The 22,067-nt window shown below is 72.7% G+C and carries 18 protein-coding genes; 7 read left to right on the top strand and 11 right to left on the bottom strand.

The genetic code is table 11. The features are described from left to right. Window positions 1–88: 88 nt before the first annotated feature. Together ACIBIW_RS02950 and ACIBIW_RS02955 are read left to right on the top strand one after the other, a co-directional pair. Window positions 89–1,843 carry a hypothetical protein gene (locus ACIBIW_RS02950; protein WP_399331227.1) on the top strand — a complete coding sequence of 585 codons (1,755 nt, stop codon included), beginning with the start codon at window positions 89–91 and terminating at the stop codon, window positions 1,841–1,843. A gap of 127 nt (window positions 1,844–1,970) precedes the next feature. Continuing rightward, complete coding sequence (locus tag ACIBIW_RS02955) at window positions 1,971–3,182, top strand: hypothetical protein (protein WP_399331229.1); 1,212 nt, start codon at window positions 1,971–1,973, stop codon at window positions 3,180–3,182. A 114-nt stretch (window positions 3,183–3,296) separates the two neighbouring features. Here the strand turns inward: ACIBIW_RS02955 and ACIBIW_RS02960 are convergent, their stop codons facing one another. The 4 genes from ACIBIW_RS02960 to ACIBIW_RS02975 are packed head-to-tail and all read right to left on the bottom strand — an operon-like array spanning window position 3,297 to window position 8,298. After that, on the bottom strand, window positions 3,297–4,622 hold the full coding sequence (locus ACIBIW_RS02960) for a hypothetical protein (RefSeq protein ID WP_399331231.1): 1,326 nt from the start codon (window positions 4,620–4,622) through the stop codon (window positions 3,297–3,299). A 22-nt stretch (window positions 4,623–4,644) separates the two neighbouring features. Beyond that, window positions 4,645–5,580, bottom strand: a complete 936-nt coding sequence (locus ACIBIW_RS02965) for an N-acetylneuraminate synthase family protein (RefSeq protein WP_399331233.1) — start codon at window positions 5,578–5,580, stop codon at window positions 4,645–4,647. A gap of 13 nt (window positions 5,581–5,593) precedes the next feature. Then, complete coding sequence (locus tag ACIBIW_RS02970; RefSeq protein ID WP_399331235.1) at window positions 5,594–6,898, bottom strand: cytidylyltransferase domain-containing protein; 1,305 nt, start codon at window positions 6,896–6,898, stop codon at window positions 5,594–5,596. 56 nt (window positions 6,899–6,954) lie between these two features. Beyond that, on the bottom strand, window positions 6,955–8,298 hold the full coding sequence (locus ACIBIW_RS02975) for a DUF6716 putative glycosyltransferase (protein WP_399331237.1): 1,344 nt from the start codon (window positions 8,296–8,298) through the stop codon (window positions 6,955–6,957). A gap of 198 nt (window positions 8,299–8,496) precedes the next feature. Between ACIBIW_RS02975 and ACIBIW_RS02980 the strand changes: the two genes are divergently transcribed. From ACIBIW_RS02980 to ACIBIW_RS02995, 4 genes are all read left to right on the top strand, one after another. Then, complete coding sequence (locus ACIBIW_RS02980) at window positions 8,497–9,477, top strand: glycosyltransferase family 2 protein (protein WP_399331239.1); 981 nt, start codon at window positions 8,497–8,499, stop codon at window positions 9,475–9,477. Continuing rightward, window positions 9,474–10,850, top strand: coding sequence for a polysialyltransferase family glycosyltransferase (locus tag ACIBIW_RS02985; RefSeq protein ID WP_399331241.1), 1,377 nt, complete (start codon window positions 9,474–9,476; stop codon window positions 10,848–10,850). The genes ACIBIW_RS02980 and ACIBIW_RS02985 overlap by 4 nt, the downstream gene beginning before the upstream one ends. Before the next feature lie 377 nt (window positions 10,851–11,227). After that, the gene (locus ACIBIW_RS02990; protein ID WP_399331243.1) at window positions 11,228–12,448 is read left to right on the top strand and encodes an acyltransferase family protein; all 1,221 of its coding nucleotides are present in this window, start codon (window positions 11,228–11,230) and stop codon (window positions 12,446–12,448) included. A gap of 138 nt (window positions 12,449–12,586) precedes the next feature. Continuing rightward, window positions 12,587–13,507, top strand: a complete 921-nt coding sequence (locus ACIBIW_RS02995) for a class I SAM-dependent methyltransferase (RefSeq protein WP_399331245.1) — start codon at window positions 12,587–12,589, stop codon at window positions 13,505–13,507. Window positions 13,508–13,567: 60 nt separating this feature from the next. Here ACIBIW_RS02995 and ACIBIW_RS03000 read toward each other — a convergent pair whose 3' ends face one another. After that, window positions 13,568–14,122: a Uma2 family endonuclease gene (locus ACIBIW_RS03000; protein WP_399331897.1), complete on the bottom strand. Its 555-nt coding sequence runs from the start codon at window positions 14,120–14,122 to the stop codon at window positions 13,568–13,570. A 409-nt stretch (window positions 14,123–14,531) separates the two neighbouring features. Here ACIBIW_RS03000 and ACIBIW_RS03005 point away from each other — a divergent pair, with 409 nt between their 5' ends. After that, window positions 14,532–15,425, top strand: coding sequence for a L,D-transpeptidase family protein (locus tag ACIBIW_RS03005; protein ID WP_399331246.1), 894 nt, complete (start codon window positions 14,532–14,534; stop codon window positions 15,423–15,425). 202 nt (window positions 15,426–15,627) lie between these two features. On the opposite strand, the gene ACIBIW_RS03010 is transcribed toward ACIBIW_RS03005, so the two are convergent. The 6 genes from ACIBIW_RS03010 to ACIBIW_RS03035 form a co-directional block, all read right to left on the bottom strand. Then, on the bottom strand, window positions 15,628–16,659 hold the full coding sequence (locus ACIBIW_RS03010; RefSeq protein WP_399331248.1) for a hypothetical protein: 1,032 nt from the start codon (window positions 16,657–16,659) through the stop codon (window positions 15,628–15,630). A 98-nt stretch (window positions 16,660–16,757) separates the two neighbouring features. Next, on the bottom strand, window positions 16,758–17,438 hold the full coding sequence (locus ACIBIW_RS03015) for an RNA polymerase sigma factor (RefSeq protein ID WP_399331250.1): 681 nt from the start codon (window positions 17,436–17,438) through the stop codon (window positions 16,758–16,760). Between the two features lie 455 nt (window positions 17,439–17,893). Continuing rightward, on the bottom strand, window positions 17,894–18,883 hold the full coding sequence (locus tag ACIBIW_RS03020; RefSeq protein ID WP_399331252.1) for an ABC transporter substrate-binding protein: 990 nt from the start codon (window positions 18,881–18,883) through the stop codon (window positions 17,894–17,896). A gap of 38 nt (window positions 18,884–18,921) precedes the next feature. After that, window positions 18,922–19,737 (bottom strand): ABC transporter ATP-binding protein, encoded by an 816-nt coding sequence (locus ACIBIW_RS03025; protein ID WP_399331254.1) that lies wholly within the window; start codon window positions 19,735–19,737, stop codon window positions 18,922–18,924. A 53-nt stretch (window positions 19,738–19,790) separates the two neighbouring features. Beyond that, complete coding sequence (locus ACIBIW_RS03030; RefSeq protein ID WP_399331899.1) at window positions 19,791–20,855, bottom strand: FecCD family ABC transporter permease; 1,065 nt, start codon at window positions 20,853–20,855, stop codon at window positions 19,791–19,793. Between the two features lie 11 nt (window positions 20,856–20,866). After that, window positions 20,867–21,925: a FecCD family ABC transporter permease gene (locus ACIBIW_RS03035; RefSeq protein WP_399331256.1), complete on the bottom strand. Its 1,059-nt coding sequence runs from the start codon at window positions 21,923–21,925 to the stop codon at window positions 20,867–20,869. Window positions 21,926–22,067: the final 142 nt, after the last annotated feature.

Genomic DNA, 22,067 nt, shown 5'->3' on the forward strand with positions numbered 1-22,067 from the left:
GCGGGGCCCGGGGCCCTGGGCATTGGAGACGGCGGCAGGGGTCGGCATGGAGCGTACGGCTGATGGGCGTCGCACGGGGGAGCGGTCGATGTCTGACGACGCGTCAACACCCGTACGGGACGAGGCCGTCGAGGCGAAGGACCCGGCACGGGACGCGGCGCACGCGGTGCCGGGTGTCCCGGGCGGCACGGATGGCGAGGGCGGCCCTGACGGCGCGGAGGGCCAGGACGACGCCACACCGGCGGCTGCCGCCGCGCCCGAGGACGAGGCACCAGGGCACGAAACCCCCGAGGAAGACGCCCCCGAGGAAGAGGCCCCCGAGGACGGCACGGCGGAGGCCGGCGCGCCCGAGGACGAGGCACCCGGCGCCCCCACGGCCGACACCCCCGGGCCCGCGCAGCCCACCGAGCCGGCCGACGCCGCCCAACCTGCCGAGCCCGCCGACACCCCCGGCCCCACCGAACCCCACGACGCCCCTCCCCCCGACGCCGCCCCGCATGACGCGGAGCCCAGGCGGGGTGTCCCGCTCGCCAAGGTGGTCCCCGCCCCCGCGGCGCCGCCCGAGCCCTGGCTCGCACCGCCCGCCGCTCCCCCGCAGTCCCCCGCTCCCGCGGCGCCCGTCCCGGCGCAGGCCGCCGCGGTCCCGGCGCACATCACCGCCCAAGGCCCCGCCGAGCCGCAGTCCCCCGCCCCCGCCGCGCCGGTGGCCACCGCGGGGCTGCCCGACACCACCACGACCGTGTTCGCGCCGCCGCGCCCCGCGCCCGGCGGCCCAGGCACCTCCGGGGGCCCCGCCGTGTCCACGCTGCCCACCCACTCCACGCACCCCACGCTCGACTTCGTGCCGAGCGAGCCGCGCCCCGTCGCCGCGGGCCACGGCCCCGTACGGCCGCTCGCGCCGCAGCCCGCGCCCGCGCCGCAGCGGCTGCCGGGGGTGCCGACGCCGGAGTCCGTGCCGACCGTCGACCCCCGGCTCGCGGGCGCCGTCGGCAGGCCGCAGCGCGCCGACTCGCTCGCCAGGCGCACCGCGCACTCCCTGCTGCGCAGGGGCAGGAGCGGCGACACCGCGGCCCTGGCGCGCGATGTCCAACTGCCCGTGCAGACCGGGCGGGTGGTGGCGGTGACGTCGATCAGGGGCGGCGGCGGCAAGACCACGGTGGCCGCGCTGCTCGGCCGCACGTACAACCACTACCGGCAGGACCCGGTGCTGACCCTGGAGGCGGACTCCGCGCTCGGGACGCTCGCCGTGCGGATGGGCGCCGAGTCGGTGCGCTGGTCCTGCCCCGACCTCGCGCAGTTGCTCAACCCCCGGATGCGGCTGATGGACGTGACGGGCTATCTGATCCCGGTGACCGACGGCGGCTGGCTGCTGCCCGCGAGCCAGGGGCTGCTGGGCGCCCCGCTCGACGTGCCGACGTACCGCAGGGTGACGCTGTCGATGCGCCGCTACTTCGCGGTGACGGTGGTGGACTGCGAGACCCTGCCGGGCGAGGTGGCGCGCACCGCGATGGACACCGCGCACGCCAGGGTGGTGGTCGCCCCGATGACGGCGGAGGGCGTGAGCGGCACCCGGGTGGTGCTCGACTGGCTCGCGGGCCTGCCGCAGGCGGCGCTGGCGAGCACGATGGTGGTGCTGACGGCGCAGTCCCCCGACATGACGCTGGACGCCGAGGCCGCGATGGCGCACCTGCGCCAGAGCGGGGTGCCCGTGGTGTACCTGCCGTACGACCGGCATCTGGCCCAGGGCGGGCCGATCCGCGGCGAGTTGCTGGGGACGGCGAGCGGCGACGCGGCGCTGCGGCTCGCCGCGGAGACCATGCAGCGGGCGTCGCGCGTCGGCTGACCCGCGGAGGAACCAGGACACACCCCCCGTTCCGGCCGGGGTTCCGTTTGCCTGGCTTGGATTCTCATCGCTTTCTCAAAAGCGCCCCCTTACGGTTCCCAGACCCGCCTTTTACTGTTACGTGTTCATGAACAGCTCGCAAAACCCACCCCCTGTCCCCGACGTTCCTCCCCTTCCGGAAGGCACGAGGCTCGTCCACATCGGACCCCACAAGACGGGAACGACGTCGATCCAGGGGGCGCTGTTCGAGAAACGGGACGAACTGGCCGGGCACGGCGTCCACTTCCCCGGCGACGACAGGCACCCCATGCACGCGGCACTGGCCGCGACCGCGCGGCCCTCGATGATGGGCGACGCCGCGCCGAAGGAGGCGCACTGGCTGCGGCTGCTGCGCCAGGTCGAGGACGGCGGCGACCGCCGCACCGTGATCAGCAGCGAGTTCTTCGCCGACGCCGACGAGGCGGCCGTCGAGCGGGTGGTGCGCGACCTCGGCGGCGACCGGGTCAGGATCGTGGTGACGCTGCGCCCGCTGGCGAAGATCCTGCCGTCGCAGTGGCAGCAGTACGTGCAGAACGGGCTGCGCATGGGCTACGAGGACTGGCTGCGGCACATGCTGCGCAAGGCGCCGTACGAGCAGCCCACCCCGAGCTTCTGGCGCCGCCACCGGCACGCGGAGCTGATCGAGCGCTGGAGCGGGGTCGTGGGGCCCGACCGGGTCACGGTGATCATGGTCGACGACCGGGAGCGCGACATGCTGGCGCGGGTCTTCGAGCGGCTGCTCGACCTGCCCGCCGGGCTGCTGGAACCGGTGACGGACGCGGCCAACAGGTCCCTGACGCTCGGCGAGGCCGAGCTGGTCAGGGAGTTCAACATCCTCTTCAGGGCGAGCGACCTGCCGGAGCGGCTGTACTCGCGCCTCATACGGTACGGGGCGGTGCCCGGGATGAAGACGCGGTGGCAGCCCACCGAGGACACCCCGAGGATCATCACCCCCGAGTGGGCGGGACGGCGCGCCGCCGAAATCGGCGAGGAGGTCGCCGGGCGGGTCGCGGAACTCGGTGTGCGGGTGGTGGGCGACCCCGCGGTCATCGCCACGGCGGGCGGGTCCGTGGGCGCCACGGGTGGGCCGCCCACGCTGTCCCCGGCGGTGGCCGCCGAGGCGCTGTTCGGCGCGGTCAGGGCCGGCGGGGGCCAGCTCATGACGGCCACGGGCACCCCGGCGGCGGGCGACGGCCGGATGGTGCGGGAGGTGACGTCGCGGGAGCTGGTGAACGTGCTGGCGGCCCGCACCCGGCGCCGACTGCGCAGGGCACGCCGCAGTCAGCCCGGCCGCGACTGAGCCCGGGACCGGGGCGGTACGGACGGCGGCCCGCGGCCCGCGGCGCCATCCCGCCGCCCTGCGCCCCCGGGCCCCGTACTCCTGGCTCCTGCCTGTGCCGCTGCGGACGGCCGCCTACGCCGGTGCGGACCTGCTCTTCGGGGTGCCCTCGCGGGGCGGGGGCGGGTCGTAGGGGCCGGGGGGCGGGGGCTTCGGCTGCCGCTGTGCGCCGTCGCGGTCCTGGTCGCCCGCCGCCTCGGGCTCGCCTCCGGGGCCCGGGATGTCCCTCGCGGCCCCGACCCGCCGGACGTCGCGTGCCGTGTCCGTGACCCCGGCGAGGAAGCCCTGGGCGCGCGGCGAGGCGCGGTCGGTCAGCCACGCCGGGTCGATGTCGCAGACGGCGACCGCGACGCCGGTGCCGGTGAGGGCGAGCGGCAGGGTGTGCACGACCGTGGAGGGGAAGCTCAGGATGGTGCGGCCGATGGGGCCCCTGCGGGCGATCAGCTCCAGCGGCAGGTCGGGCCTGACGATTTCGAGCCCGGTGAAGACGGAGAGCTTGTGGAGCTTGTCCGCGTCCTCGCGGCGGTGTGCGAAGTAGCGGGTGGCGCCGTGCGCCGCCGCCAGGTCGCGGACGGCCCTGAGGTAGCGGTCGGGGTCGACGACGCCGGTCTCGACCAGCGAGGTGCCGACGAGGTCGGCGCCCGGTGTGATGGTGGGCGGCCCGAAGCGGGCTCTGGTCCAGGCGAAGTCGTTGGCGGTGACGGTGATGCCCTCGGGCGCCTGGTCGATGGGCATGGAGGAGAACACCTCCACACGGCGCCTGCCGCCGGGCGTGAGGCGGCGCCTGGCGTTCGCGGAGACCGGTGCGAACACCAGGTCGCGCGGTCCCGGGCGGCCGCCCCTGCGGTGCCAGCGCACCAGGCGCTCACCGCCCGCGATCTGGCCGATGAACTCCATGGTCGCGGTCCCGTCGTCGACGACGACGAGGTCCCGGGCGCGGGTGATCGTCAGCAGGAGCTGGACGTAGCGCGAGAAGGGGTCGCCGATGACGATGCGGCGGGCGGCGCGCAGCAGCGGCGCGAGCCCGCCGACCGTGGTCAGCGGGGCGCTCGCGCCGCCGCGCGCGTCCTCCCAGCGGACCGTGTGGCCCTCGCCGCGCGCCAGCTCGGCCATCCTGCGCAGTTGGCCGCGGGTCATCGGGTCCTTCGGCGAGAGCACGACGATGGTGAGCGGCCCGTGAACGGCGCCGACGGCGTCGTGCTCCCCACGCCGGGGCCCGCCCAGGCTCCCGGCCGCGGTGGCGCCCGGCTGCTCCCCCGCCGCCGCGGCGGCGGTCCGGTGGGCCCACTCCAGCACGTTGAGGAGCTGTACGGGGCTTTCGACGAACGCGAGGGAGGGCAGCAGGGCGGGGTCGGGGATGAGGGCGGAGGGCGGTGCCTTCGGCCCGGCGTGGGGGCTCATGTGCGCGACCGTGGTCCGCTGATCAGGCGGAGGCCGTTTCGGCGCCCGCGGCCGTCTCGGCCTCGGCGACGACACCGGGGACCCTGCGCAGCTTCTTCATCGGGCCCAGCTCGGACTCGTACACCTTCTTGACGCCGTCGCCGAGGGACGCCTCGATGGTGCGGATGTCGCGGACGAGACGGGTCAGGCCCTGCGGCTCCACGGAGGCGGCCTGGTCGGAGCCCCACATGGCGCGGTCCAGGGTGATGTGGCGCTCGACGAAGACGGCGCCGAGGGCGACCGCGGCGAGCGTGGTCTGCAAGCCGGTCTCGTGGCCCGAGTAGCCGATCGGGACGTTCGGGTACTCGGCCTGGAGGGTGTTGATCACGCGCAGGTTCAGCTCCTCGGCCTTGGCCGGGTAGGTGGACGTGGCGTGGCACAGCAGGATGCCGTCCGAGCCCAGGACCTCGACGGCGTGCCGGATCTGGCGCGGCGTGGACATGCCGGTGGAGAGGATGACGGTGCGTCCCGTGGCGCGCAGGGTGCGCAGCAGCTCGTCGTCGGTGAGGGAGGCGGAGGCCACCTTGTGGGCGGGGACGTCGAACTTCTCCAGGAAGGCGACGGCCTCGGTGTCCCACGGGGAGGCGAACCAGGCGATGCCCTTCTCCTTGCAGTGCTCGTCGATGGCGCGGTACTCGTCCTCGCCGAACTCGACGCGGTGCCGGTAGTCGATGTACGTCATCCGGCCCCAGGGGGTGTCGCGCTCGATGTCCCACTGGTCGCGCGGGGTGCAGATCTCCGGCGTGCGCTTCTGGAACTTCACGGCGTCACAGCCTGCTTCGGCCGCCACGTCGATGAGCGCGATGGCGTTGTCGAGTTCGCCGTTGTGGTTGATGCCGATCTCGCCGGTGACGTAGACGGGCCGGCCCGGTCCTGCGGTCCTGGAACCGAGGGTGCGCAAACGGGAGTTGGTGCTCATGTGGGAGCTGTCCTTACTTGTCGGGGGAGTCGAGAGAGGGGCCGAGGACCCACTGGGCGATCTCTCGGATCGCACCGTCGCCACCGGGTGTGGTGGTGATGGCGCGGGCGGCGCCGCGAACGGCGTCATGGGCGCTAGCGACCGCGACGGGCCAGCCCACGAGGGCGAAGCAGCCGAGGTCGTTGGCGTCGTTGCCGACGTAGAGCACGCGCTCCGGCGCGATGCCCTGCTCCTCGCACCAGCGCTTGAGTGCGAGATCCTTGCGGTCGACGCCGTGCAGCACGGGGATCTTGAGCTTGTGTGCGCGGGCGGCGACGACCGGGTTCTGCTCCGTGGACAGGATCAGCATGGAGAGGCCCGACCTGCGCAGGGCGGCGATGCCGAGGCCGTCCCCGCGGTGCACGGAGACGAGTTCGTGTCCCTCGGAGTCGATCAGCACCCTGTCGTCGGTCTGGGTGCCGTCGAAGTCGAGTACCACCGCGTCGATGTCGTCGCGGCGCGGCAGGGCGCCCGGGCGTCCCGCGTCGAAGTGGGGGGCGAGCGCGCGGGCCCTGGCGAGGTCGTGCGGGTCGTCGATCTCGATCACCCGGGCGGGGTCGGTGCGCACGAGTTCGGTGTGACCGAAGAAGCGGTGCCTGTGGCGGCGGAACGCGGTCGCGTCCATCCCGTAGACGGCGCCGGTCTCCAGCAGGTCCTGCGGGCGGTCCTGGCGGCGGGGGCGGAACGACTTGTCGTGGTTGACGCCGTAGCCGCCGCGGGTGGCGGTGGAGTCGGCGACGGCGGTGGTGGTGCTGCCGACGGCCCCGGTGCGCTTGGTGTCGATGACGGTCTCGGGCTCGTCGGCGGCGTCGCGCCAGACGAAGCCGTGGAACGGGGCGACGGTGAGCGCGCTGTCGGCGCCGTTGTCGGCGACCGCGGCGACCACCCGGTCGACGTCCTCGCGCAGCAGGAACGGGCTGGTGCACTGGACGAGCAGCACCACGTCGACCCGGGCGCCGTGCATGGCCTCGTGGGCGTCCATGGCGTGCAGCACCGCGGCCTCGCTGCTCGCGGTGTCGCTGGCGATGGCGGCGGGCCGCAGCACGACCTCGGCTCCGGCCTCGCGGGCGGCGGCGGCGATGGCGGAGTCGTCGGTGGAGACGACGACGTCGGTGACCTCACGGGCGGCGACGCACTCGCGCACGGCGCGGGCGACGAGGGGGGTGCCGCCGACCGGCGCGAGGTTCTTGGCGGGGACGCCCTTGGAACCGCCGCGTGCGGGGATCACGGCGAGGACGCGGCGTACCGGCGCCGGGGCTCCCGCTTCCGGGTCTGGCATGGGGTAACTCCTTCGAGAGGCGGGCAGGGTCGGTAAGGGGGCGGTGGGGCGGGCGGTCACAGCTCCCCCATCCGCCGGATGACCGGTGCCACCCGCTGCACTCCGTGGCGGTAGGCGCCGCGCGCGGCGCGCCGCACCACCTGGCGCACCGGGCCCGGTGCCCGGTCCGCGCCGGGGGCGCCGGGCAGCGGGCTGCCGTCGAGCGCCAGGTGGTGGCGGGCGAGGATGCCGGGCAGATAGCCGGAGGCGGTGATCGACGTGTAGTAGGGGTCGAGCGGGGGCAGTTGGGGGCGCCCCCTGAGCCGGGCGATGCGGTCGCGGGCCGTGTCGAAGGCGGTCTCGTAGCCGCCGTCGGCCGCGACGCCCTGGCGGGCGAGCCAGCCCCGGTCGGCCTTCGGCAGCGCGCCGGCGTCGAGGCGGTCCCAGGAGGTGAGGCAGCCGGAGCCGGTGAAGTGGTGGTTGCCGAGCACTTCGCGGACCCCGAAGTCGGTGAGGACCGCGGTGGGGATGCGCCGGTGCAGGGACTCGAGGGCGGCCGTGGAGGAGACGGTGACCAGCAGGTCGGTGCGGTCGAGCACGTCGCCCATGTGCCCGTAGACGGTGCGGAAGTTGTCCGGCAGGCCGCCGGGCAGCCGCTGGGCGAGCCGCTGGTAGGGCAGCTCCTCGATGTGCGTGGTGTGCTCACCCGGCTTGCTGCGCAGCTTGAGCAGCACCTCGCGGCCGGGGTGGCTGCGGGCGTGCTGGACCATCCGGCCGAGCAGGTACATGCGCTCGGCGCGGGTGGCGGGCACGGAGGGCTGGGCGGCGAAGACGACGGTGTACGGGTCGTGGGGCTCCCCGTAAGGATCGCCGCCGAGGAACGGCAGCGCCGCCTCGACCACGCAGGACGCGTCGGCGCCCACGCCCTCGTAGACGCCGCGGAAGCGCTCGGCGTCCTGGCGGGAGTTGGCCAGCACGACGTCGGCGCCGTGGCGCAGCAGCAGGCCGTCGGCGAGCTTCTCGTAGACGACGCCGACGTAGCCGGTGACGACGACGGGGCGGCGCACCCGGCCGCGCCAGGCGCGCGCCAGGCCGTGCAGCAGCGCCTGGACGGCGCCGCCGACCAGGGCGAGGACGATGACGTCGTACTCCTCGGTGAAGGTGGCGGGGCCCGTGTCGGACTCGCCCGCGGCGCCCATCTCGCGCAGGAACTCGACGGCCGTGACCTCCCGGAGCGAGTCGGCGTGCACGCCGACCTCCTGGAGCTGGCGGGGGGTGGGGGTCGCGCGCCCGCGCAGCAGGAAGCCGTCGAGGCGGGCGCCGGGCACGGTGCGGTGCGCGGTGAGCGCGCCCCATTTCCACCGGGTGTCCGAGTCCGCGAGTACGGCGACCCGGGGGGGCTTCGTGGTACTTGCTGGCACGTCGTCGACGCTAGGAAGACATTGGTAGCCAGGCCCCAACCCCAGGGCAACAAAAGGTTAACAGCACGTCGCCGAATGGCAATCGAGCTGCCCGATGATATGAAAATCCTCTACGTTCACGAACTCGCCACGCGTCGTTCACCTTGAATCTATCCACGGGTAAAGACTAATGCCGAACGGGGCCTTAACGTCACCTACGTGGTTAAGCTCTCCGTCATTGTGCCGTTCTACAACGTGCAGCAATATGCCCCTGACACACTGAGAAGTCTGCGCTCGAATGCGCGCGACGACTTCGAATTCATTTTCGTGGACGACTGCTCGAAGGACGGCACACCCGGCATCCTCGAACAGGCGGCCCGCGACATGCCGGGGGCCGTCCACCTCACGCACGAGCAGAACGGCGGCCTGGCGACCGCGCGGAACACGGGTATCGACGCGGCACGCGGCGAATACCTCACGTTCCTGGACGGCGACGACTGGCTCGCGCCCGGATACCTGCCCCAACTGGTCGACACCATCGAGGACTTCGGATGCGACTTCCTCCGCGTCGACCACGTCCAGTGCACCGGGCGCTCCCGCACCGTCAGCCGGGTCCCGCACGGCCCGCGCGGCGTCGTCATGCGCCCCAGGGACGCGATCCTGCCGTCCACCCGCTCCACCTCGGTCGACTACGCGTACGCCTGGGCCGGGGTCTACCACCGGCGCCTCGTCGAACAGGGCCTGCTGCATTTCCGGGACGGACTGCGCACCGCGGAGGACAGGCCCTGGATCTGGCGGCTGCACCGGGAGGCGGAATCCTTCGCCGTGGCGGGCCTGCTCGGGGTCTTCTACCGGCGCGGCGTGGCCTCCTCCCTCACCCAGATCGGTGACGTCCGTCAACTGGACTTTATCCGGGCCTTTGATCAGGTGATCGAGGAGACGGCGGTTGACGCGGACGCGGACCAGCTCCTGCCGAAGGCGGTCCGCACCTACTGCGCCATCATTAGCCATCATCTCGGTTCCATCGAAAGGTTCGAACCACCCGTGGCGCGCAAACTGAAGGCGATGGGCGCGGCAGCGCTCAAACGGATGCCGCAGGACATCCTCGAAGAGGCGCTCGACTCCATCGACATCGAGCGCGCGACCAGGCTGCGGCGGCTGCGCAGGCGCTCCGTCCCGGCCCAGGAGGTCGCGGCGTGAACGACGGCAGCACCCCCCACAGGGTCCGGCGCACCACCCGGATTCATCTCTCCTCGACGCTGTACGGGGCCGCCACCCTGGCCGCGGCGATCGAGGCGGGCTGCCTGCCCCCCGTGGACCGCAGCATCCTGCTGGTCGCCAACAACGCGGCCACCCCGGAGACCTCCCCCCCGCTCGACCGGATGACCGGCTTCAAGCGGCTGCGCGCCCGCTTCGATGACGTGCTCTCCTGGAACGAGACGATCTACCCGTTCCACCCGGGCGACTGGGGGCCGCGCCCCGACGACACCCCGCTGTGGGAGCGGCATCTGCGGCTGCTGTGGAACCTCGGCGACGACGACATCGAGCTGGTCGTCGAGTCCATCCAGGTCAACCCGGCGATGGCGATCGCGCAGATCTTCACCGACGCCCGCGTCGAGGTCTACGCGGACGGGCTGATGAGCTACGGGCCCACCCGCAACAAGCTCGACCCGCTGGTCGGCTCCCGTATCGCCCGGCTGCTCCACCTGGACCTGGTCCCCGGCCTCAAGCCGCTGCTGCTGACCGAGTTCGAGGTCGAGCCGGAGATCGTGCCCACCCAGATCTTCCTGAAGGTGCTCGCGGAGCTGGCCGACGAGACCGAGCACCTGCCCGCCGAGCGCGGCGCCGCGCTGCTGCTCGGGCAGTACCTCTCCGCGCTCGGCATCCTCACGCCCGAGGAGGAGGAAGACCTCCATCTGCGGATGCTGCGCGGCACGGTGGCGCTCGGCCACCGCAGGGTCGTCTTCAAACCGCACCCCACCGCCCCGCCGCGCTGGTCGCGGCTGCTCGAAGAGGAGGCGGAGCGCCTCGGCGTCGAGCTGGCCGTCTTCGACGAGCCGGTGCTCGCCGAGGTGCTGTACCAGCGGATGGCGCCCGCGCTGGTGGTCGGCTGCTTCTCCACCGCGCTGCTCACCGCCGCCGCGCTCTACTCGATCCCGGTCGCGCGCACCGGCACCGGGCTGCTGCTCGAACGGCTGACGCCGTATCAGAACAGCAACCGCGTCCCGGTCACCCTGGTCGACGCGCTGCTGCCCGACCTGGCGGACCGCGCCGCGGTGGAGAGCCAGCGGGTCGGGCCCGAGGAGGTCGCGGACGCGAAGCTGGCCGGCCTCGTCCAGGCGGTCGGCTACGCGATGCAGGCGCAGATCTACCCGGAGCTGCGGCCGGCCGCCGAGCGCTATCTGAGCAAGCACCTCGGCAGCGGCACCTGGCGCTACTTCAAGCGGCGCAGGCTGACCTCGCTGGCGCTGCCGGGGGCGATCCCCTCGCAGCTCGCGTTCATCCCCCGCAGCCCCCGGCTGCGCCGCGTCGCACGGCGCGCGAGGTCGCTGAAGCGGTCGGTACGGAAGTAGCCGGTGCGGGAGCAGTCGGCAAAGGAGTAGTCGGCAAAGGAGTAAAGGAGTAGCCGCCCCGCCCCTCAGGGGGCGCGGGCCCGAGCGGTGCCGGAGGCCGTTCGCCAGGGGGCGGGCGGCCTTCGGCGTGCCCGGGACGCGGCCACCGCGCCCGGCCCCGCCAAGGGCACAGGGCCGCCACTCAGGGGAAGAGAAACCGACCATCGGATGAACTCGGCGTACGGAGCGGGCAAAGTGTGCCGCTTCGCCGGTTTCTTCCTGCTTACCCGCCCCTAGTGTGGACAGCCGCCGCCCGGGCCCTCGGCCCCGGCGGACAGGCCGAAAGACCGCGTGTTCCGTGCCGCCCGATCGGCGCGCCAGGAAAGGGGCCCCGTACCGTGACCTTCGCGGCACCGCCGCCCAGTGCTCCGGGCCCCACGGGGACGGAGGCCGCCGCCCCCGGGTCCGCCACCGTCCCCACCGGGATCAGGACCGCCACCGTCACCCGGCCCCGGCCCCGGCCGCCCGCCGGGCAGCCGAAGCCCGGGAAGGCCCCCGCGCGGCGCGGCAGGCTCGGGGCGCTCGACGGGCTCAGGCTGATCGCCGCGCTGATGGTGGCCTGCTACCACTACGGGGGCCGCGGCGGCGACATCTCCCGCGCCTGGGACGCCTCCCCCGCACAGCTCTTCCCCGCCCTGCACTCCCTGTTCGCCTACGGCTGCCTCGGTGTGCAGATCTTCTTCGTGATCAGCGGCTTCGTCATCTGCATGAGCGGCTGGGGCCGCACCGCGCGCAGCTTCCTCGCCTCCCGGGTCTCCCGGCTCATGCCCGCGTACTGGGTGGCGATCCTGCTGGTCACGCTGGTCTTCGCGCTGCCGTCCGTCGCCTGGGACGCGACCTCGCCGAGCGACACGCTGCTGAACCTCACCCTGCTCCAGGAGCCGCTCGGCGCCCCCCGGGTGCTCGGCGTGGACTGGACGCTCTGGGTGGAGATCCGCTTCTACGCGCTGTTCGCGGTCTGCCTGGTGCTGCCGGGGGTGACCCGGCGCCGGGTGGTGCTGTTCTGCGTGGCGTGGACGCTCGCCGCCGCGATCGGGCAGGCGTCCGGAGGGACGACCGCCGAGCTGGTGCTGATGCCCGAGTACGCCCCGTACTTCATCGGCGGCATGGGCCTCTACCTGCTGCACCGCAACCGCCATGACGCCATGGCCTGGGGAATCGTCGTGGTGAGCTGGCTGACCGGGCAGCACTACGCGGTGGCGGACCTCTGGCACACTGACAGTCCGAAATTCTTCTCATATCGCTCAGGATGGGCCATCATGCTGGTGGTCACGGCGGGCTTCGTCCTCGTCGGCGCGATCGCGCTCGGATACCTCGGCTGGGCCAACCGACTGCGGCTGACCACACTCGGCGCGCTGACGTACCCGTTCTATCTGGTGCACGAGCACCTGGGCTGGGTGTCCGTCGGCACCCTGCACCGCTCGCTCGGGCTGCCGCCCGGCGCGACCCTGGCGGCGAGCCTCGCCGGGATGCTGCTGCTCGCCTGGCTGCTCAACCGGTACGTGGAGCGGTGGGCGACCCCGCTGCTGCGCGACAGGCTGCTGACGGTGCGGGCGTGAGGGCACGCGGCCCCGCGCTCACCCGTCCGCCCCGCCTCCGGCGGCGGGAGCCACCGGGGCGCCCGCATACTGAGGAGGCGGCGCCCCGAACACGTCAAGACCATCCGTCCATACGTCTGTATCGCGAGGGTTCGTCCCATGACAGCTGTGCACGACACCGAACGGCTTCCGCGTGAACTGGGCGACGTGCGCGGCTGGTTCCCCGCGCTCGACCAGCTCCTCTTCGAGTGGGTCCTGACCCGCCAGGAGGCCGGGGGCGACCACGGCGACCTGCTGGAACTCGGGGTCTACCTGGGCAAGAGCGCCATCTTCGTGGGGCGCCACGTCCGGCCGGGAGAGGCGTTCACGGTCTGCGACCTGTTCGAGTCGGACGCGCCCGACCAGGCCAACAACGCCGAGACGAGCAAGTCGTACGCGACCCTGACCAGGGCCGCCTTCGAGGAGAACTACCTCTCCTTCCACGACGCGCTGCCCACCGTGCTCCAGGGCCCCAGCTCCCTCGCGGGCGACCGTGTGAAGCCGGACTCGTGCCGCTTCGTGCACGTCGACGCCTCGCACCTCTACGAGCATGTCGAGGGCGACATCCGCACCGCCCGCGAGGTGCTGAAGCCCGGCGGCGTGGTCGTCCTCGACGACTTCCGCTCCGAGCACACCCCGGGGGTCTCGGTCGCCGCGTGGGAGGCCGTACTCAACCGGGGCCTGCACCCGATCTGCCTGACCACCCAGAAGCTGTACGGCACCTGGGACGACCCCGGGCCGGTCCAGGACGAGCTGATCGCGATGATCAAGGAGCGCTCCGACTGCCACCTCAGCGTGCAGGACGCCGCGGGCAACCGGCTGGTACGGCTGAAGTCGAAGGGCATGGCCGCGCCCGAGTTCCCCCCCTCCAGGCACTGGACCCCGCCGCCTGCCCCGTCCCCGGCCCCCGCCGCCCCGGCGGCGCCCGTCCCCGCGAAGCCGGGGCGCTCGCGCGCGGCCCGTATCGCGGTCGACGTACTGCCCCCCGTGGTCACGCGGGCGGTACGCAGGAGCAGGGCGGCACGGCGCGGCACCCTGTGAACGGCGCGGCGCCGGGCGCACGGCCCCTCGGGGAGACCGGCGCCCGGGGCGCGCCCGACGTCAGTCGACCTCAAGCATCTGGTCGGCGGACAGGGACAGCTCGATTCCCACGGACTCCGGGACGGGGACGTCCATCCCCCGCTTGTACCGCTCCACGGAGCGGTACTTGGCGCGGCGGGGATCGGTGTGGACCAGCACCTCGTCCTGCCGACGGTCGACCACGACGTACACCGGGATTCCGGCGCGCGCGTAGGCTTCCGCCTTGATACCGAGGTCATCGGACCGGTTCGACGGCGACGTCACCTCCACCACCAGGCGGAACGCCCGCGGGGCGTAGCAGTTCGCATAGGTGCCCGCCTCCCGGAAGTCCTTGTCGACCACCGAGAGGTCGGGAATCGCGTAGTCCTGGGGGCCCGTGGGCAGCGAGACCCCGATGCCCTGCACAAATCGCAGTCCGGCTTCCCAGGCGCCCGCCCTGTCGAACTGACGCATCAGCCACGACAGCGCGACAGCATGCTCCCCATCTGCTGGCGGTGCCACAGTAAGCCTCCCCTGAAGAATCTCCACACGGTGCCCAGGCATCGCACGGGAGATCTGGTCGGCGACGTCACCCATGGTCAAACCAATAGTCCGCTCGTGCTCTATAACGGCCACGGCATCCTCCTTTCAGGGGTACTCAACTAGAAGAATAAGCAGAGGTAGCACGATCGCACCCATGATCACCCGTAAGGGTGGTTCGGTGGTGTTCGCCCTGTTCAGAAGGCGCTCGTCGGCACGTAGGCGCCACCAGACCCCACGGAGCGTGTCGCAGACCTCGCCGGCCGGTGCCCCGGGACCGTAGACCGGCGCGATGGGCAGCCCGGACTCCGACTCGCACGCCCTGCTCGTGCCTCTCCTGAGAACCACCGGCTGTCCCTCCGGATGTGAAAAGCGCACCGAACGTGAGGCGTTGACCCGCATGGGTGACGGCGGGAGTGGGCAGAAGGGGGGCAGAACGGCGTCCCACACAGACCCGGGGGGGATCATGCGCCGCATTCGTATCGCGTCCACGGTGTGCGCCATGGCCGTGGCGGGCACCGCGCTCGGCGCGTGCACCGTGCAGGGCTCGGGCGACGCCGCCCAGCCACTGCGCGTGCACCGCACGACGGCCGCGCCGCCCGCCGCACGGCCCCCGGCGAAGGCCCCGTCGCCCTCGGCGCCGAGCAGCAGCGCGCCCGCGCCGAGCAAGGACCCGGAGGCCGCCCGCGCGACCGTCCGCCCCTCGCACTCCCCCACCCGCCCCGCACCCCCGCCACCGCTGATGGCCGTCGGCACGAGCAGCGCACAGGTGCGGGAGTTGCAGGCGAGGCTGCGGTCGCTGAAGCTCTTCGGCCAGAACCCGACCGGGTACTACGGCACCATCACCTCGGCGTCCGTCTCCGCGTTCCAGAAGTCACGCGGCCTGCCGCGCACCGGCAGCACCGACCGCACCACCTGGCAGCGGCTGCTCGACCGCACCGACACCCCGTCGCACGACGAGCTGTACCCGCCCACCACCCTGCCGGTCAGCAAGCCGGACCCGCGCTGTACGACGGGCCGCGCCATGTGCATCAGCAAGAAGAGCAGGACGCTCGCCTGGATGGTGGACGGAAAGATCGTCTCCGCGATGGACGTACGCTTCGGCTCCGAGGGCGACCCCACCCGCGAGGGCCTGTTCAAGGTCTTCTGGAAGCACCGCCACCACGTCTCGACGCTCTACGACTCCCCCATGCCGTACGCGATGTTCTTCAGCGGCGGCGAGGCCGTCCACTACTCGTCCGACTTCGCCGCGAGGGGCTACGCGGGCGCCTCGCACGGATGTGTGAACGTACGGGACGAGAAGAAGATCGCCGCGCTCTACGCCGCGGTGCACACGGGGGACAAGGTGGTCGTCTACTAAGCGACCGCAGGTCGCTTACTTGATTCATTACTTGAGGCTCACGAGGAACTTGAGGCTCACGAGGATTGCGCGCGGGCGGGACCGGGGGAACGTGTCCCGCCCGCGCGATAGCACGAGCCACGGGTACGGGGGGAACCCTGGCTGGTGCCTTTGCCGATGACCAGTCGGCTTACTTGTTACTGCGCCCTGGCGGCAAAAAGTGTCACACCCCGGGCGAGCCCGACGCGGTGTCCGACGGCGAGGGCGTGTCGGCCGAGCCCGACGCGTCCTTGCCCGGCGCGTTGTTGAGGTCCTTGTCGGGCGGGCTGTCCTGGGGCTTGCCCTGCCCCGCGCCGCCGTCCTGCTCGTCGTCGCCCGCGGAACCCGAACCGCCGTGGTGCGGGTCCTCGGCCCCCGAGGTGTCGCCGGGGCCGGGCGAGGGGGAGTCGTGGCCGCCCGCGGCGCCGAGGACCGTGTCGCAGAGGTGCTGGACACCGGAGGGGCCGTGCGCCGCGCTCTCCAGGCCCGCGCGGCGGTCGTCGTCGAGGGGCTTGCCGCCGCGGTAGTCCTCGCAGGAGGACACGAGGCGCTGCCACCAGTCGTCGTCGTGCTGCCCGCCCTGCTGGGGCTCGCCCTGCCGGCCGCTGCCCTTCGTGGCGCCCTTGGCCTTGCCCTTGCCGTGCCCGCCCTCGCCGCCGGGGCCCGAGGTCTCGGGCTGGTGCGAGCCGCCCGCCGCGCCGTGCGAGGCGCCGCCGCCGTCGGAGTCGTCCGCGGAAGGGGAGCCGGACGTAGAGGAGCGCGGGGCGTGGGAGGCGAGCGGGCGCTCGGGCGTCGCCGCGCCCGACACCGACACCGCGGGGCCCGGCTCACGGGTCCCGCCGAACGGCAGGATCCCGGCGCCCGCGGCCATCGCGACCCCGCCGATCATGCAGCCCGCCAGCGCGGCGGCGAGCCCGAATCTGACGGGTCTCCCCCAGCGCGGCACACCCTGACGGGTCTGCGCCGCGCTGCCGAGCCGTATTGTCCCCGGCTCCTCGTCGGGCGCGGGCGCCCCCGGGGAGCCGTACCCGGACCCCGCGCCGACGGCGCTGCCGACCCGCTCCCTGCGCACCGCCTCGCCCCTGGCCTCCCGCACCGCGCGGAACGCGGCCACCGCCGCCTCCTCGCCCGGCAGGACACCGGCGGGACGGCCGGCGCCGCCGAGCGCGCGCAGCACATACGCCAGGTCTTCCGCGACGCCGGCCCCGTCCGCCACGTCCGCACCGGACAGCAGACGCTCCGCCGTGTCACGATCCAGCCTCGGGCCGGGGGACCGGGAGGGCTCCCCCGGAAAATCACAGCTCTCGTCGGCCATCACATGTCCTTCTGCGTACGCGCGGGAGTTTGCGTCACACCGGCGGACGTCACGCTACCCGTGCGTGACCGTGGCTGAGGCAGAGCGTCCAGTTCCTCCCCTTCCGCGACCGGCCCGACCCTGCCGGAACCCCCGTCGGCCAGCAGCTCGGCGAGCCGCTTCAGACCGCGGTGGGCCGCGGTGCGCACCGCCCCGGGCCGCTTGCCGAGCGTCGTCGCGGCCGTCTTCGCGTCGAGCCCCATCACCACCCGCAGCACCACCGCCTCCGCCTGGTCCTGCGGCAACTCGGCTATCAGCCCCAGGGCGCGGCGCGTGCCGAGCGATTCAAGCGCCTCGACGGCCGTGTCGGACGCGGCGGGGCGCGCGGTCAGCTCGCTCTCGTCACCGCCGACCGTGGGCCTGCGGCCCCGCATGCGTATGTGGTCAAGCGCGCGGTTGCGCGCGATACGCGCCGCCCAGCCCCTGAAGCGGTCCGCGTCCCCATCGAAACGGTGCAGATCGCGGGCGATCTGCAACCACGACTCCGAGGTCACGTCCTCGGCGTCGGAGTCCCCCACCAGCGTGCGCACATACCCGAGCAGCCGTGGGTGCACCGAGCGGTACACAGTACGGAAGGCGTGCTCGTCCCCGTCCTGTGCCGCAAGCACCGCGGCGGTCAACTCCGCGTCGTCCCCCAGCACTACGCCCCTCTTCGCGCCTCGCGAGGCACAGCCCGCGCGAGCGTGTCCGCTCGGCGCCGCGGTGCCTCGATTGTCGGTTGCGGTCGCCCCGTGCGGTCCGTCGCAGGCATGACGGCCGACGGCTGTTCTCCTCCTGGCGCGAAATGCACGGTACGGACTGAATCGGCCCGCGTCCATGTTTGTACAACGGACAACTAGTGAGGGTCATCGTGGGGTGTGACACAAAAGGGCGTTCCGACGCTGAGAGAAGTACGGGCCGCGGCGCGGCCCGTGCCGTGCGACGGCCGGAGCCTCTCCTGTGGGGGGTGGCGGCTCCGGCCGTTCGCCCGATGCCGGCGTCTCTGTCCTGGGATGCTGAGGGGCGTCACCTGATCACGGATGCGGTGCCGGACCGGATGGGGCCGCGGCCGTGTCGTGCCTCGTACCCTTCAACCGCAGGTCACCTTCACCGCAGGTCACCGCACGCGGTCCGCGAGCAGCGGAACCACGTGCTTGAGGGCGTACCGCACGGACAGGACGGACTCGGTGGCGAACGCCTGGCTGAGGTTCTGGTCGTCGAAGACGAGCGAGTGCCCCTTCCGCACGGCCGGGATCGCCTTGTAGAGGGAGTCGGACTCGATTTTCCGGGCGGTGGTGCCGATCGGCGCGATCACCAGCAGGTCGGCGTCGAGCATCTGGAGATTCTCTTCCGACACCGGCACGGAGAAGGCACTGCCGGCCTTCTTCTCCACGGCCGGGTTGTTCTTGAAGCCGAGCCGCTCGACGAAGTCGAGGCGGCCCGTGCCGTGTACGTAGGCGCCCCAGCCCGAGGCCGTACGGGAGGCGAGGGTGATGGTCCTGCCCTGGAACTCGGGGTGGGCCTTCTTCTCGTCGGTGAACTGCCGGTCGGTCCTGTCGATCAGGTCCTCGCCCTTGCCGGGTACGCCGAGTGCCTTGGCGACCATGGTGGTCTGCTTCTCCCAGGTGGTCTTGTACTGGTCGCCTCCCTCGGGCACGCCGATGGTCGGTGCGAGCTTGCTGAGGGTGTCGTACCGGGTCTGGTCGCCGCTGGACTTGGTGTCGAGGATCAGGTCCGGCTTGAGCGCGGCGATCTTCTCGTACTCGGGCTCCAGCGTGCCGATCTTCTGCGGGGACTTGTCGTAGGAGCCCTTGGCCCAGGGCCCGACACCGTCGCCGCCGAAGGCGAGCCAGTCGCTCTGGCCGACGGGCTGAACGCCGAGTGCGAGCGCCGTCTCGGCATCCCCCCAGCCCAGGGCGACCACCCGCTTGGGCTGTGACTTGACCGTCACGGTGCCGAATTTGGTGGGGACCCGGGCGGGGAAACTGCCCGAGGAGGCTTGTCCGGTGTCGGCGGGGGTGTCGTCGTCCTGGGAGCCGCAGGCCGCCAGTGAACCGATGAGGGCGACGGCGAGAGCGCATGCCTGGACGGATCGGCGAAGGGGCATGAGAGGTGCTCGTTTCACGGTAGAGGTCCGGTTGGAGGTCACCCGGTGAGGGTGGTGTCGATGTGGTGCCGTCCCATCGGGACGATCAGCGGTGTGCCGGAGGCCGGATCGGGGACGACGATGCTGCGCAGGCCGAAGACGTCGGCCACGAGGCTTTCGGTGACGACCTTGGCGGGGGCGCCCTCGGCGACGACACGGCCGTCCTTCATCGCGACGAGGTGGTCCGCGTAGCGGCAGGCCAGGTTGAGGTCGTGCAGGACCACGACAAGCGTCACGCCGCGTTGCCGGTTGAGATCGGTGAGCAGGTCAAGCACGTCGAGCTGGTGGCTGATGTCGAGGTAGGTCGTCGGCTCGTCGAGGAGAAGCACGTCTGTCTGCTGCGCGAGGGCCATGGCGATCCACACCCGCTGGCGCTGGCCGCCCGACAGTTCGTCGATCGGCCGCTCGGCCAGGTCCAGCACATCGGTGGCGTGCAGCGCGGCGGCGACCGCTTCGTCGTCGGCCGGGCTCCAGCGCCGTATCCAGCCCTGGTGGGGGTAGCGGCCACGGCTCACCAGGTCCGCGACGGTGATCGACTCGGGTGCCACCGGGGTCTGCGGCAGCACCCCCAGCACCGTGGCCACCTCCTTGGTGGACATCTCGTGCACGCTGGCCCCGTCGAGGAGCACCGCACCGTTCGCCGGGTGCAGCAGCCGGGCCATCGACCGCAGCAAAGTGGACTTGCCGCACGCGTTCGGCCCCACGACCACGGTGATCCGCCCGGGCGGGACATCGATGTCGAGGCCGGAGATGATCCGGCGTTCGCCGTAGCCGAGTTCGAGGCCACGGGCTTGCAGAGTGTGCGGGGATGCCACGGGCTTCTCCTGGGCGACGGGGTGGGAAGACGCAGGGCGGGTCGTGTGCATGGTCAGCCGCCCTGTCCCACGCGGTTGGCCCGCGCGAGCAGCCACAGCAGGTAGGGGGCGCCGATCACGCTGGTGACGATGCCGACGGGTAGTTGGGTGCCGCTCAGCAGGTGCTGGCCGGCGAAGTCCGCGACGGACACGAGCAGCGCGCCGACCGCGGCCGACGGCAGCAGGACGGCGCCCTGGCCGGGCAGGAGACGGCGGGCGATGGGCGGGGACAGGAAGGCGATGAACCCGACCGGGCCCGCGGCGGCCGTGGCGATACCGGCGAGGCCGGTGGCGCAGGCAAGCAGCGCGAGCCTGCTCCGCTCGACGCGGGCCCCGAGCCCGCCTGCCGCCTCGTCGCCGAGTTGCAGCGCGGGCAGCGCCCGGGCCGCGACGGCGGTCAGCGGCACCAGCACGGCGGCACCGAAGAGCAGCGGCCAGAACTGCGGCCACGAACGGCCGTTGAGGCTGCCGGCCAGCCACAGGAACGCCGCCTGCGCATCGGTGACGTCCGCGCGGGTCATCTGGTACGACATGAGGCTGGACAGGCCCGTACTCACCCCCAGGCCGATCAGGACGAGCCGGTATCCGCTGATGCCCCTGCGCCAGGCGAGCAGATAGACGGCCGCGCCCGTGAGCAGGGCTCCCGCCAGTGCGAAGAAGGACAGCGGAGTGCCGCTGAGGCCCGCGATTCCACCGGCCAGGACGACGGCGGCCCCGGCACCCGAACTGACACCGATGATGTCGGGGCTCGCCAGCGGATTGCGCAACAGCGTCTGGAAGACCGCACCCGACATGCCGAAACAACAGCCGACCAGCGGCGCCAGCAGGGCTCTGGGAAGCCGGAGTTCGAGGACGACGACCCGGGTGCCGCTGTCACCGCCGCCGAGCAGGGTGGCGGCCACATCGGGCAGCGGCAGCGGATAGTCGCCGTAGGAGAGCGAGACGCACAGGGCGGCGGCCATGGCAAGCAGCAGACCGGCACTCACGGCAGTGAACCGAAGGCGCCCGCGGCGCCGGGCCGCCGCGACCCGGGCGGAAGCCTCCTTCAGACCCCCCGCGTCGAGCCGTGCGCCGGGTATGAAGGACCGGCTCACAGCGCCACCGTCTTTCTGCGTCGTACGAGCAGCACGAAGGGGATCGCGCCGAGCGCGGCCGTCACCACACCGACCTGCACCTCGCCGGGGCGCGCGACGACCCGTCCCAGGACGTCGGCCAACAGCAGTGCGGCCGGGGCGAGCAGCGCGCTGTACGGCAGGACCCACCGGTAGTCGGGTCCGGTGAAGAGCCGCACGGCGTGCGGTACGGCCAGGCCCACGAAGGCGATCGGCCCGGCGACGACCGTCGCGGCCCCGCACAGCAGCACCACGCATACGGCACCGGCCAGCCGGGCGAGGACGACGCGCTGGCCGAGGCCGCGTGCCGTGTCGTCGCCCAGCGCGAGCGTGTTCAGTTGCGGGCCCAGGGTGAGGGCGACGAGCACGCCGACGGCGATGAACGGCAGTGCCTGCCACAGCACCTCGGGCTCCCGGCCGCCCAGGGAACCCACCTGCCAGAACCGGAACTGGTCGAAGGTCCTGCTGTCCGTCAGCAGCATCGCGCTGGTCAAAGAGCCGAGGGCGGCCGCCACGGCCGCACCGGACAGAGCGAGCTTGACCGGCGTGGCCCCTTCGCGGCCGAGGCTTCCCACCCCGTACACCAGCGTGGCGGCCAGGCACGCGCCGAGGAACCCGAACCAGATGTACTGCTGCGGACTCGTCACGGCGAGCACGCTGATGGCGAAGACGACGAAGACGGACGCCCCGGCGTTCACCCCCAACAGCCCCGGATCAGCCAGCGGGTTTCTGGCCACACCCTGCATCACGGTCCCGGCGAGCCCCAGCGCGGCACCGGCCAGCAGCCCGGCGACGGTGCGGGGGACGCGCACCTCCCGCACGATCAACTGGGCGGGGTCGCCGCGGTCGGGATGGACCAGCCCCGCAACCACGTCGGAGAGGGACGCGTGGCCCGACCCGACGGCGAGGCTGAGCAGCGCCGCGACCGCGAGCCCCGCGCCCAGCACGACAAGACCGAGGGCAAGTCGTCCGGCACGCCTGCGCGGCATGACGACGGCGGTGGGCAGCAGCGTCTTCGACTGCTCGGATGCGGTCATGATGCGGCGGGGCGCAGGGCCCACCATGAGGGGTGCACAGAAACATTCCTTCGCCGACGGCCGACACGGCAGCGGAGTCCGGAACGCCGGACTCCTGTTTGTTAGGTAAGGCTAACCTGCTCTGGGTAGGGTGGAATACGGG

It is taken from the genome of Streptomyces sp. NPDC050560 (assembly GCF_044457285.1).
Taxonomy (GTDB): domain Bacteria; phylum Actinomycetota; class Actinomycetes; order Streptomycetales; family Streptomycetaceae; genus Streptomyces.